Annotated in this window: 11 protein-coding genes; 8 read left to right on the forward strand and 3 right to left on the reverse strand. The window is 36.9% G+C overall.

The genetic code is table 11. The features are described from left to right. Positions 1-35: 35 nt before the first annotated feature. The 3 genes from basH to basJ all read left to right on the forward strand — a co-directional run bounded on the left by basH (position 36) and on the right by basJ (position 2830). Positions 36-770 carry an acinetobactin biosynthesis thioesterase BasH gene (gene basH / locus ACYU0V_RS05440; protein WP_068930680.1) on the forward strand — a complete coding sequence of 245 codons (735 nt, stop codon included), beginning with the start codon at positions 36-38 and terminating at the stop codon, positions 768-770. Positions 771-780: 10 nt separating this feature from the next. Continuing rightward, entirely contained in the window at positions 781-1536 is a 756-nt protein-coding gene (locus tag ACYU0V_RS05445) for a 4'-phosphopantetheinyl transferase family protein (protein ID WP_101664783.1), read from the forward strand. Positions 1537-1660: 124 nt separating this feature from the next. Beyond that, positions 1661-2830 (forward strand): acinetobactin biosynthesis isochorismate synthase BasJ, encoded by a 1170-nt coding sequence (gene basJ / locus ACYU0V_RS05450; protein ID WP_461849327.1) that lies wholly within the window; start codon positions 1661-1663, stop codon positions 2828-2830. A gap of 119 nt (positions 2831-2949) precedes the next feature. Here the strand turns inward: basJ and ACYU0V_RS05455 are convergent, their stop codons facing one another. Further along, positions 2950-4191 carry a L,D-transpeptidase family protein gene (locus ACYU0V_RS05455; RefSeq protein WP_017398631.1) on the reverse strand — a complete coding sequence of 414 codons (1242 nt, stop codon included), beginning with the start codon at positions 4189-4191 and terminating at the stop codon, positions 2950-2952. A gap of 301 nt (positions 4192-4492) precedes the next feature. On the opposite strand from ACYU0V_RS05455, the gene hemE reads away from it, so the two are divergent. From hemE to ACYU0V_RS05475, 4 genes are all read left to right on the forward strand, one after another. After that, entirely contained in the window at positions 4493-5566 is a 1074-nt protein-coding gene (gene hemE, locus ACYU0V_RS05460; protein WP_461849329.1) for a uroporphyrinogen decarboxylase, read from the forward strand. A 5-nt stretch (positions 5567-5571) separates the two neighbouring features. Further along, positions 5572-6366: a DUF817 family protein gene (locus ACYU0V_RS05465; RefSeq protein ID WP_461849331.1), complete on the forward strand. Its 795-nt coding sequence runs from the start codon at positions 5572-5574 to the stop codon at positions 6364-6366. A gap of 145 nt (positions 6367-6511) precedes the next feature. Beyond that, complete coding sequence (locus tag ACYU0V_RS05470; protein ID WP_002118800.1) at positions 6512-6982, forward strand: DUF3015 family protein; 471 nt, start codon at positions 6512-6514, stop codon at positions 6980-6982. A 70-nt stretch (positions 6983-7052) separates the two neighbouring features. Next, positions 7053-8936, forward strand: coding sequence for an Lnb N-terminal periplasmic domain-containing protein (locus tag ACYU0V_RS05475; protein ID WP_461849333.1), 1884 nt, complete (start codon positions 7053-7055; stop codon positions 8934-8936). A gap of 68 nt (positions 8937-9004) precedes the next feature. Here ACYU0V_RS05475 and blaADC read toward each other — a convergent pair whose 3' ends face one another. Together blaADC and folE are read right to left on the reverse strand one after the other, a co-directional pair. Further along, positions 9005-10156, reverse strand: a complete 1152-nt coding sequence (blaADC, locus tag ACYU0V_RS05480; protein ID WP_461849335.1) for an ADC family extended-spectrum class C beta-lactamase — start codon at positions 10154-10156, stop codon at positions 9005-9007. A gap of 150 nt (positions 10157-10306) precedes the next feature. Beyond that, on the reverse strand, positions 10307-10855 hold the full coding sequence (gene folE / locus ACYU0V_RS05485; RefSeq protein ID WP_002118643.1) for a GTP cyclohydrolase I FolE: 549 nt from the start codon (positions 10853-10855) through the stop codon (positions 10307-10309). 261 nt (positions 10856-11116) lie between these two features. On the opposite strand from folE, the gene xdhA reads away from it, so the two are divergent. Beyond that, positions 11117-12616, forward strand: coding sequence for a xanthine dehydrogenase small subunit (gene xdhA, locus ACYU0V_RS05490; RefSeq protein ID WP_461849336.1), 1500 nt, complete (start codon positions 11117-11119; stop codon positions 12614-12616). Position 12617 lies beyond the last annotated feature (1 nt).

Here is a 12617-nt window from a genome sequence, read left to right on the forward strand (position 1 = left end):
AAAAGAAAAATGCTTAATATTTGGAGAATTCTTAAATGAATAAACCTCAATATAATATGTTCTGTTTACCGCCTGCGGGGAGTAGCGCAAGTATTTATCATCCATGGAAAAAGCAGATCTCTGACAATATTCGTATTATTCCTATTGAATATTCGGGCCATGGTATAAAAATAAATGAACCACTGATCGATGATCCTGATCTATTGGCTATGCAAATTGCCAATGAAATACAAGCTTATTCAGACACACCGTTTATTTTATTTGGACATAGTGTGGGAGGTGGCTTGATTTGGAAAGTACTCAATTATTTGAATGGAAAAACCATAAGTGATCAGTTGAGATTAATCGTTATAAGTAGCCGACCTGAGCATCGCTATATTCAACATATGCGGTACAAGCATGAGCTAACTGATGAAAAAATTATTGATGAATTAAAACGATACAATAATTTTCCTAATGAAATTTTAAATAATCAGGATGCACTTACATTCTTTCTCAAAATCATTCGTAACGACTTCTATCTTAGTGATCAATTACTAAGGGAAAACATACACAAGACTGAGGTTCCGATTGTTGCATTTTATGGCAAACAGGATCCTGATATTCCTAATAAGAGAATGATGGATGCATGGCAACAACACACAGAAAATTGGTTAGGAAGTATTGAGTTTGAAGGGGACCATTTCTACTTTCTCAATCCCGAGACCCGAGTAAAGATGCTTAAAAACATTGCTGCCATCGTTGAAACATTGACCGTGAATATTGAATAAAGTACAGGCTATGAATACGGAGAAGCAGTTAAGTAGAGGGGCTAATTCATGTCTGGATGAAATAAATATTCAATATGAAAAGCTAACAGCTTTCGGGTTAGATATACATAAAGTCCAGCTCAACCAAATCAAAGAAATACCTCAGCTTGATCATATCTATCAGGAGCTGAATATATTTCTTCCACCGAATATAAAAAGCTCACGCTTCATTCGTCAATTAGAGTTCTTGACGGGACGCTTAGCAGCAAAATATGCATTACAAAACATTAATTTACAAGATTTTGTTGTTCATCAAGGTAAACATGGGGAACCCCTATGGCCCGAAGGAGTGATAGGTGGGATTAGCCATGTTGGATCAAAAAAATCATGTCATGCCATCGCATATGCTAGAAATAACACGGTTCAAGAAAAAATATTTGGGATCGATATAGAGTCTCAAAAACATTATATTTTTTTTCAAAAGAAAGATGAGTTTTATGATGTTTTTCTAAATAAAAATGAACAAGCAGAAATTGAAAAGCTGCAAAAAAAACAAGCATATTTATATTTGGTAATATTCTCTGCTAAAGAAAGTATCATTAAAGCAATTTATTTAAAATATAAGCAAATTATTGATTTTAAAAATATAAGTTTTAAACAACTAGATGGTGAGTTTCTTTATTTTTACCTTAGTCAAGAAAGTTCAATCGAGATAAATCTAGAGATTAAAGTTCAATTTTTTTATACAAATAACGAGATAATTACAATTTCTTGCATTGAAAACTAATTTTATTATTGATAATAATAATCATTTGCATTAATGTGTGTTTCAGTATTTTTATACTCCTATATTTAAAAAGAAGTACTACAGAATTTGCTTGAAAAAAATCAATGTGAGAGGTGATATACAGATGATGCAGACTCAAATATCAGTAGAGCAAAATTTAGATCATATCGGTCAAAAGAAATTTTCATGTTTCTCTACGAAAAATTATTATCTCGAAGTGAACGAATTCGTTAAAACGCTAAATACACCTGCAGCAAATACCGCACAATTTAATGATGAGATTGCAAAATGTTTTGAAGAAATTAAAAAGCAAGGCCATCAAAATCCAGTTTTAATTGGTGCTATACCTTTTGATATTACAAAGAAAAGTAGCTTAAATTTTTATGCTGATCATAAAAAAATAACACAAGCATCTTCTACGATTAACTCATTAAAAAATCGTAATAACATTGAGATAATTAATAAATCATTACTCATTCAACGCCAAAAATTTGAAGGTACAGTACAGTTAGCATTAGATGCTTTTGAGAAAAAGAAGGTAGAAAAAGTTGTTCTTTCTCAGGCTGTTGAATATGAGTTTAACCGTCATCAAGAGCCAGAAAACTTATTGGCTGCTTTATTAAAACAAAATCCAAATGCTTATAATTTTGTGATTCCAGTGGAACATAATAATTATATTCTAGGCGCAAGCCCAGAACTGCTTTTATCAAAACAAGGCCGTATTGTAACCAGTAATCCTTTGGCTGGTTCTAGACCCAAATCACAAATTTCTGAAAAAAATTTCGTCAGCCAACAAGAATTAAATCAATCTGAGAAAGACCAACATGAACATCGAATTGTGGTTGAGAATATTATTAGAAATTTAGCTACTCATTGTGTAGAGCTTAAGGTTTCTGAATTTCCAGATATTTTAGAAACATCAACAATGTTGCATTTATCATCAGAATTTCAAGGTATGCTCAAACAACAGGCACCGAATGCATTAAATCTTGCATTAGAATTACATCCAACACCAGCGGTTTGTGGCTCACCAACCAATGTTGCTAAGCAGTTTATTTTAGATCATGAAGGTTATGACCGACATTATTACACAGGGTTAGTAGGTTGGATGGATGCCGAGGGTAATGGAGAATGGGTAGTGACGATTCGCTGTGGTCTACTCAGTGAAAATAAAATGCGCTTATATGCGGGTGCTGGAATTGTTGAAGGGTCAGATGCTGAAGCTGAATGGTTAGAAACAGAAGCTAAGATGCAAACCATGCTGAATATTCTAAATACAAAAATTGCTGTGTAATTATTAAACCTTGGCAGGTTTTATTTTTATAGTCAAAACAATAACTAAATATTCCACTGAGATATATTAAAAATTTAATAAAAAAGCCTGCATAAAGCAGGCTATTTTATTTAAGAGGATTATTCTAAAAATTTAACAGTTACGCCAGAACGTACTTTATTACCTAAATCGTTAGCGTCCCAGTTCGTTAAACGGATACAACCGTGAGAAGCTGTTTTAGAAATTAAAGACGGGTTTGGTGTTCCGTGAATACCAAAAGATTTTTTACTTAAACCAATCCAGATATTACCTACAGGTGCATTTGGACCTGGTGGTAAAGAAAGAGGTTTTAAGTTTTTACCTTGAATAAAGTTTGATGGTGAGTAGCTATACCAAGGATTACGAGCCACACCAACTACCTTGTAAGTACCGGTCGGAGAAGGCGTATCAGTACTGCCAATTGTTGCAGGAAATGACGCAATCATTTGGTTGCGGCTATTGAAGAGATACAATTGTTTTGCACCTTTATGTGCAATAATCAAATGAATGTCTTCTGGTAAATCATTGCGTACGTTTGGAACAATGATTTTTTCACCCGCTTTTTTGAATGTTGCTGTTGGATTGATTGTTTTCAAGAAAGCTTCATCGATATGAAACTTTTCACCCAACATTTCGCTAACACGAGTGTAGTACAAACCTTTCATTTTAGCCTGTAAAGCATAATCAGAAGGAATTGATTGTGCATATGGGCCTTTTAAATCAGCATCAGTAATGGTGTATTCAATAAATGAAGGTTTTGTTTGCTTAGCAACTAGTGCATCCCAAGTTTCTTTAGTCAGTTCACCAGTAGGTGATAAACCATTCATTTGCTGGAATGAAGAGATTGCTTTTAAAGTGTTTTTGCCACTCATACCGTCAATTGCACCTGGTGATGCATGTGCATTATTTAGCATGACGTGAGCACGAGCGTAAACTGGAAACTGGCCTTTACCAATATTTTCATACCATTCAGCCGAATTTAAGCTATCTAATGTCCAAGAAACTGCTGGAGCTGAAGTCTTTGCAGTTGTTGTGGTCGTTTTAGCTACGGCTACTGGTGCTGAAGCGGCAATACCTGAATCAGCATTTTGGTCTTCAGTTTTTTGCAAATTTTGTAATGTTGTTGACGCTCGATTTAAGTCACTTTGTTCTTGAGCGGTAATTTGTGTCGAAGCTTGAGCTTTTACAGTTGAAGCTGCATCTACTGCTAAAGGATCAATCGGATCTTCTACAGGAGCTGATACCTTTTTAGGGTTCAGGGGTTGCTCAGTTGTTGAAGCAGCAAAAGCAACATTAGCAATAATACAACTTAAACTCATAGCGAGTAATGAGCGAACAAACATGTAATTCAACCTTAAGAATTTTCATATAAGCAATAGGGGCATGATCTAATCTAAAATTGCATAAAATTACCAATAACTCATCTCTATGAGCCCAAGATTGGCAATTTAGTGGTTAAAAGAATATCAATAGACCCGATGTAACATGTTGCAAGTATTGCAGAAAACCTAGCTGCTTGCAGTAGACTTTTGTGTAAATATGCATTTTTTAGTAGATTGACGAGTTTTTTGTGTGAAATTGAAATTATAAAAATCTCTATGTTTTTGATATGATGCTGCCACATAAAGAATATAGAGATTGGTAATGACGACTTTGAAAAATGATCGTTTCCTACGAGCTTTGTTACGCGAACCTGTAGATACCACACCGGTATGGATGATGCGTCAAGCAGGACGTTATTTGCCTGAATATCGTGAAACACGTTCAAAAGCAGGCGACTTTCTATCTCTATGTAAAAATACAGAATTTGCTTGCGAAGTGACTTTGCAGCCTTTACGCCGCTACGACTTAGATGCAGCGATTTTATTTTCAGATATTTTAACAATTCCTGATGCATTAGGTTTAGGGCTTTATTTTGAAACTGGAGAAGGTCCTAAGTTTCAAAAGACTGTTCGTACTGAACAAGATGTCGCGAATTTACCCAAGTTAAATGCAAAAACAGATCTTGATTATGTGATGAATGCAGTAAGTACAATTCGTTCTGCTTTAGGTGGTCAAGTTCCACTGATTGGTTTTTCTGGTAGCCCGTGGACGCTTGCAACTTATATGGTTGAAGGTGGTTCAAGTAAAGAGTTCCGTTTCACCAAGCAAATGATGTACGCTCAACCAGAAGTTTTGCATGCTTTGCTTGATCATTTAGCAGACTCAGTCATTGACTATTTAAATGCTCAAATTGATGCAGGCGCTCAGGCCATCCAGATCTTTGATAGCTGGGGCGGGGCATTAGCACACCGCGAATACGTCGAATTCTCTTTAAACTACATGAATAAAATCATTGCTGGTTTACAGCTTGAGAAAGATGGCCGCCGTATTCCTGTTATTGTGTTCACGAAAGGTGGCGGTCAATGGTTAGAACCAATGATTACCACTGGTGCGGATGCATTAGGTTTGGACTGGACTACTCCGCTTAATACCGCTCGAAATGTTGTCTCTGGACGCGTAGCGTTACAAGGCAATCTTGATCCTGCTGTTTTATATGGCTCGGCTGCTTCAATTGAAAAAGCAGTAAAAGCAATGTTAGACGATGCCTATGCAAACGGCGAAAAAACAGGTTACGTTGCTAACTTAGGCCACGGTATTACCCAGTGGGTAGACCCTGCTCAACCAAAAATCTTTGTAGATACAGTGCATGAGTATAGTGCTAAATATCTAGGATAGTTTTTGTGCGCCATCTCACTTTACCAATTCATTTTATCGGCAAGGCTGTTTCGGCAGCCTTGTTTGGTATTCTACTTTTAATTGCTTTTGCTTTAACAGCACCGATGGGAAGCCATGAATATATGGGTTTTTATCGTTATGATTATTTACTCATCTATGCAGTGCTGATTCAGATCTGTCTTTTATATTTAAAACTTGAATCATGGGCAGAAGCCAAAGTTATTGCTTTATTTCATGTCATGGCCATGGTCATGGAAATATTTTTAACGCACCCTGCGATTGCATCATGGCAATATCCTCAGCCTGCGGTATTTAAAATTTTAACTGTGCCTTTATTTGCAGGTTTTATGTATTCGGCTGTAGGTAGTTTTTTTGCGCGATCACTCCGATTATTTAAGGTTTCTTTTGAAAAACTTCCAAGTTTTGGAACGATGCTTTTACTCGCATTTTTCTCATATATAAACTTTATGAGTAAATTTTTTGTACCTGATATTCGCTACATTTTATTTGCGATCAGTATTTTTATTTTTTGGAAGACCAAGCTTTATTTTCAGCTAAATGAATATAAATTTAAAATCCCGATGTTGCCTGTATTATTTACCCTCGCTTTTCTAATCTGGATTGCTGAAAATATTAGTACTTTTTATAAAATCTGGCTCTATCCAAGTCAGGTAGATGCTTGGCATATGGTAGGTTGGGGTAAACTGGGGTCATGGTATTTATTATTACTCTTAAGTTTGGTTCTCGTGCTTAAAATATTAGGTCATCGAGATAATCAAGGTAACTGGAATCTAAGGTAAATTTTTTCGTTAGCACTTTTCATCATATTATTTATTTTTTAATTGCTAAATCACAGCCTTCTCGCTATCTTTAATATCGTGTAATAAGAATTACACATAACAATACATAAGAAACAATCAATAATGATTTTGGAGATATACATCTATGTTAAAAAAATTAGCTTTAGCTGCTTTGTTAGCAGCTGGTTCAAGTGTTGCTATGGCTGATAACGATGTAGGTTGTGGTGTGGGTACGCAAGTATGGGCTGGCCAAAAAGGAGTGGTGCCTAAAATTCTTGCTGCAACAACAAATGGTATTTTTACTAACCAATTACTAGGGATTACTTTTGGTACTTTAGGCTGCCGTCAAGGCGGAACAGTAACTGCGCAAGTGGTTACATTCACAAATGAAAATGCTGAAGCTTTAGCACGTGATATGGCAGTAGGCCAAGGTGAAAGCCTGAACGTACTTGCTGAGTTAATGCAAATCAAACCTCAAGACAAAGATCGTTTCTTTAAAGTTTCAAAAGCAAACTTTGGTGAAATCTATTCTGCAAATAACCAAAATACGCTTCAAGTTTTAGCATCATTACAAACAGTAATGGCTAAAGATGACGTTTTAAAAGCTTACGTATAAGTTTGAAACTGAAAACCCTGTCGTATGGCAGGGTTTTTCTTATATTTAATGATAAAAATTGATGAGCTTAATGAAGTCAGTTGTTTTAGTTTTTGCCTCTTTGGCAGTGAATATTGCGTATTCAGCAGATATAAATCCATCTATTCAAAAATATTGGTTAATTGCAGAACAACAAAATCTAGATCAAGACATTACATGGCAAAGGCTGATGTATGCCAATAAAAATCAGAAAAGTGAGGTCACTTATTCTGGCTATTTCCTATCAGAAAATGGAAAAAATAACTTAAAAGAAGAACTGAAAGCGGATATCTCAGCATTATTTATGCCTGCTCAAGATAACCAGTCGATTCGCTGTAAGTTCCCGGCACGTAGTCAATGGCTCATGCAAAAAGTCGGCATTCAAGAAAGTGAATTGCCTCAAGTAAAGTGTACCGAATTTGAAAATTGGATTGGGCAGATTAAGCCTCATAAAGCGACCTTAATTTATGCGACCGATTTTATGGGCAATCCTAGCTCAATGTTTGGTCATACGTTATTGCGTTTGGACCCAAAAGATCAACAGCAGTTAAACCTTGTCTCTTACGCCGTAAACTATGCAGCAACTGTGGCAGGCAACGACAACTGGTCATATGCATGGAAAGGTTTAACGGGGCAGTATCCAGGCGAATATTCATTGATGCCTTATTATCGTAAGGTAAAAGAGTATGGTGATTTTGAAAGCCGCGATTTGTGGGAATATGAGTTAAATCTATCATCTGAAGAAACTCGGTTTTTAGTAAGCCATATTTGGGAAATGCAACATGTGAGCTTTCCTTATTATTTTGTGAGTGATAACTGCGCCTATCGATTGTTAGGGTTGGTTGATTTAGTAAAACCTGAATCTAACTTGCAAGAGAAATTCACCTATGCATCGATTCCAATGGAAACCATTAAATCGATGCAGCAGCAGGGACTCACCAAAGCTCCTGTATATCGACCTGCTTTAGAAACCCAATTATTGTCCCAAGCTCATCAGCATGGTGCCTCACTGGCGAAGGTGGCTCATCAAATTGCGATGCTGCCTATACAGCAGTCTTCTCAGATTTTAAAATCATTTACTGAGCAGGATCAGGCTAAAATCCTCGAGATGGCTTACGATGATTTATATCTACAGTTTATTGGTCGTAAAGTTGAAGAAAGCATTGCTCAGCCGCAGTTACGTCAGCTTTTAGCACTCAGAAGTCAGATTGATTTAGATAAGCAACGTCAAGAACCAAAAAGACCAGCAAAGGAACCGACTCAAGGCCATAACGCGCGTAACTTTTCCGTGAAAGCTGGTGAGGTGCAAGGTGATAAGTTTATTGAACTTGGTCATCGGCAAGCCTACCATGACTTAATAGATCCTCAAGGAGGCTATCGTGCAGGGACCCAATTACTATTTTTAAATGGTAATGCACAGTGGCGAGATGACCATTTAAAACTAGAACGTCTTGATCTGTTAGAAGTGAATTCTTATAACCCAATTCAACCATTTAAAACACCGCTGAGTTGGGGTTTTAACTTAGGTTGGCGTCAGGAAGCCATTCATGATGGAAGCTTTAGTGAAGACAAACAACACGGCGTAGCAAGCTTTAATGCTCAGGTCGGTTACAGTCTTGCAGACTATGGGCGAAAGCATATTTGCTATGGACAAGTACAAACCTATGTACAAACAGGTTCAAATCTAGATAAAGGGTGGCGCGTAGGAATGGGGCCAACTTTAGGTTGTATGAATCAATGGTTTGAGCGTTTCAACTCTGTGGTGCAAATTGAATTGCCATATTGGGAAGATCAAAACCAATGGAATTTGAGAGTAAATACTCAGTGGCAATATGTGATTAATCGCAATAATGCTGTTCGATTAAACTGGGATTATGAGCAACAAAACCATCAAGACTGGATGAAATCAAGTCTAGGATATGTTTGGTTCTTTTAAAGAATAAATGTATAAAAAAAGAGAAATGAGTTTATTCATTTCTCTTTTTTTGTTTTTAGACAAGACGATTATTTCTTTATTGCATTTAATACTGCATACGCTGCCTTAATGCGTTCTTCATTTGGAATACGTTTATTGGTTAACATGACTAAACCAATATTTTCTTTTGGAATAAACACCACATAAGTTCCAAAGCCATTTGTTGAGCCAGTTTTGTGGAACATCTTAACTGAAGGTTCTTTGGAAATGGCAGTCACTTTATTAGGCTTCATCACGATTTGCTCTGAATTACTGTCTAATAAAGTTTGTAAAGACGCTGGATAAGAAAATTCTTCCCAACCCAATGCTTGATACATCGTACCGACTTGATAGAAACCTTGATGTGTTTCATTAATTGCACGTTGAATATCTTTCGGATATTTCTGTGGGTTGAGGTTGGCATTAATAAAAGTCAGCATATCTGGTAGTGTCGATTTAACGCCGTACGCAGGGGCATCTAGCGGACCAGGGTTAACTCGGATCGGCTGATTTTCTTGGTTATAGCCATATGCATAATTTTGCATTTGAGTTTTAGGTACATTTACATAGCTATTTTTTAAATGGAGAGGTGGAAAAATTGTTTTTTCTAAGACTTGGTCAAAAGGTTTATTCATAGACAAAGCCACAATTTTTCCAAATAAGCCAATACTTGGATTTGAATATTGTCTGTATTCACCGATTGCGTTTTTAGTTTTCCAATCTTTGAAAAAAGTTAAAACTTGTTGGTCTGTTTGAACTTCATCTGGGAACTGCAAGGCAAGGTTACCACTTGTATACGTTGCGAGTTGAAGTAAGTTAACTTGGTCAATCGGTGTGTTTTTTAGTTCTTTCCAATATTTACCAGGCGTATCGTCAAAAGAGATTTTTCCTTTATTTTTTGCATATCCACCTGCTGTCGCGGTAAATAATTTACTGACAGAACCGAGCTCAAAAATGGTACTGCTATTTACGGCTTTTTTATCTTGGACAGATTGAAGACCATAATACATTTCATACTTTTTATTATTTTGAATAACACCCACAGCCATACCTGGCACATCATATTTTTCTAATAACGGTTTAAAGTTTTGATCTACCAGTTTTTTAATTTCTTGGTCTTTTGGTGTATTGCCCGCATAAATTGAGGTACTAAAAATAAAAAGCGGGGATAAAAGTAGACAAGAAATTTTTTTAAATCGCATGATTAACTCTAAATCGTTTAAAAATAAAGATGCGTACTTTTATAACAAAAATCACCAAATTTAATTGTTATGTTTTATTGGTTAAGTGCTTTAGATAGATATAAAAAAAGCCCAACTTCGTCGGGCTTTTATTTTGGCAGTAAAACCAGATTAATAGCTTTCAGGTACTGCACTTAAAAATTCGCGACGTGCTTCTTTGTCGGTTTTAAAATCGCCGACAAATGAAACTGTACGGGTTGTAGACTCTTGTTTACCTACACCACGCATCATCATACACATATGTGCTGAATCGATAACTACAGCCACACCACGTGCGCCAGTCACTTCTGCGACAGCTTCTGCGATTTGTTGAGTCAGATTTTCCTGAATTTGCAAACGGCGAGCAAACATCTCGGTAATACGTGCAAATTTAGATAGACCGAGAACTTTGCCTTCCGGTAAATAGGCAACATGAACACGGCCGTAGAATGGGAGTAGATGATGTTCGCAAAGCGAATAGAATTCAATATTCTTCACCAATACCATTTCATGGTTATCTGATGGGAAAACAGCATTATTGGTGACTTCTTCTAAAGTTTTACTATAGCCAGAAGTTAAATATGAAAAAGCTTTAGCCGCACGCACAGGCGTATCTTTAAGGCCGGGACGATCAAGATCTTCACCGACGGCAGTCAGGATATTTGCGTACGATTGCTGCATTGACATAAGACGTATAAATTTACTCTATTAGACAAGCTCGGCATTGTATCAGAAACACGCCCTGATGTTCATAAATCCTCACACTATATTTATTTTGGTTTTGCGCGAGCTTAATAAAAGATGAATAAATTTCATGTTTTTTATCGTTAATAGTCAAGTGTTTGGACATGAAATGTGCGCTTAATATTGGTAAGTTCTAAATGATCGCGTAATGGCATCATATTTGCACAGAAGCATTATTATAAAGCACAAGGATAAAACATGTTAGAACGTCCAATCACCTTCTTTTTTCGTGGTGGTCAGCAGCAAGTAGAAAATGTAGTACCTACAATGACGGTTTTACAATTTTTGCGAGAATATACTCAAAATGGTAAAACCAGACAGACTGGTACAAAAGAGGGCTGTGCTGAGGGCGATTGTGGTGCATGTACGGTAGTGATTGGTGAGTTGGTCAATGACAACCTGCAATTACGCAGTGTGAATGCGTGTATTCAGTTTTTACCCACTTTAGATGGTAAAGCCTTATTTACAGTAGAAGACCTTCATAGCTTATTGCCTGTACAAGATGGCACACTTCATCCGGTACAACAGGCGATGGTTGATATGCATGGTTCACAATGCGGTTTTTGTACACCTGGTTTTATCATGTCGTTATGGTCAATGTACGAAAATGAACAACATTCTCCAAGCAAAGATAAAATCAGTGATTATCTTTCTGGAAACTTATGTCGCTGTACAGGCTATCGCCCTATTTTAGATGCAGCACAAAAAGCTTATGACTATCCACGTGTTGTATTAGAACGTCAAAAAGTAATTGATGTATTAAAAGAGATCAGAACATTACCTGCATTGCATTTGAATGATCAAAAGCAGCAATTTTTTGCACCCAAGACTTTGCAGGATTTTGCTACTTTACGTTTACAGTTGCCGCAAGCACGTATTGTTGCAGGTAGCACAGATGTAGGTTTGTGGGTCACAAAGCAGGGCCGTGATTTGGGCGATATGCTTTATATCGGTCAAGTTGAAGAGCTGAAAAAGATTGTAGTCACAGACCATGCTTTAACGATTGGAGCAAATGTAAGTTTGAGCGATGCACTCATTAAAATTTCAGATTTTTATTCCGACTTTCAAGAATTGCAGCGCCGTTTTGCTTCCATGCCGATTAAAAATGCAGGAACTTTAGGTGGAAATATTGCCAATGGTTCGCCGATTGGCGATTCAATGCCAGCATTAATTACGCTAGGTACACGATTGATTTTGCGAGCAGCTGAACAGACCCGTGAAATTGCTTTGGAAGACTTTTATATAGATTATCAAAAAACAGCATTACAACTTGGTGAATTTGTTGAGGCAATTATTGTTCCGCTTCGTGAAGGGCAGACGCGTTTTAAATTTGCCAGCTATAAAATTGCTAAACGTTTTGAGCAAGATATTTCTGCGGTATGTGCGGCCATTTCATGCGAGTTAGATCATGATGATGTCGCTCACAATGTAAAAATTGCTTTTGGTGGCATGGCAGCTATTCCCAAACGTGCAAAATATGCAGAAGCCATATTGGAAGGCCAGCAACTTACAGCGGAATTGATGGCTAAGGCACAGCAAGTGTTATCGGAAGACTACCAGCCTTTAGATGACGGACGCGCTAGCTCGGCATATCGTTTACAAGTCGCAAAAAACTGTTTACAGCGCTTTTATGTAGAAAAAATCCTGTCTCAAACGATCACTCGTGTGAATGACTTGATTGCTGTGGTGGAGATCTAAC

Source organism: Acinetobacter sp. X9 (assembly GCF_054889255.1).

Bases quoted from the DNA above. Each gene is read 5' to 3' on its own strand.
- xdhA (WP_461849336.1), top strand. From the start codon at position 11,117: ATGTTAGAACGTCCAATCACCTTCTTTTTTCGTGGTGGTCAGCAGCAA.
- ACYU0V_RS05475 (WP_461849333.1), top strand. From the start codon at position 7,053: ATGAAGTCAGTTGTTTTAGTTTTTGCCTCTTTGGCAGTGAATATTGCG.
- folE (WP_002118643.1), bottom strand. From the start codon at position 10,855: ATGCAGCAATCGTACGCAAATATCCTGACTGCCGTCGGTGAAGATCTT.
- blaADC (WP_461849335.1), bottom strand. From the start codon at position 10,156: ATGCGATTTAAAAAAATTTCTTGTCTACTTTTATCCCCGCTTTTTATT.
- hemE (WP_461849329.1), top strand. From the start codon at position 4,493: ATGACGACTTTGAAAAATGATCGTTTCCTACGAGCTTTGTTACGCGAA.
- basH (WP_068930680.1), top strand. From the start codon at position 36: ATGAATAAACCTCAATATAATATGTTCTGTTTACCGCCTGCGGGGAGT.
- basJ (WP_461849327.1), top strand. From the start codon at position 1,661: ATGATGCAGACTCAAATATCAGTAGAGCAAAATTTAGATCATATCGGT.
- ACYU0V_RS05455 (WP_017398631.1), bottom strand. From the start codon at position 4,191: ATGTTTGTTCGCTCATTACTCGCTATGAGTTTAAGTTGTATTATTGCT.
- ACYU0V_RS05470 (WP_002118800.1), top strand. From the start codon at position 6,512: ATGTTAAAAAAATTAGCTTTAGCTGCTTTGTTAGCAGCTGGTTCAAGT.
- ACYU0V_RS05445 (WP_101664783.1), top strand. From the start codon at position 781: ATGAATACGGAGAAGCAGTTAAGTAGAGGGGCTAATTCATGTCTGGAT.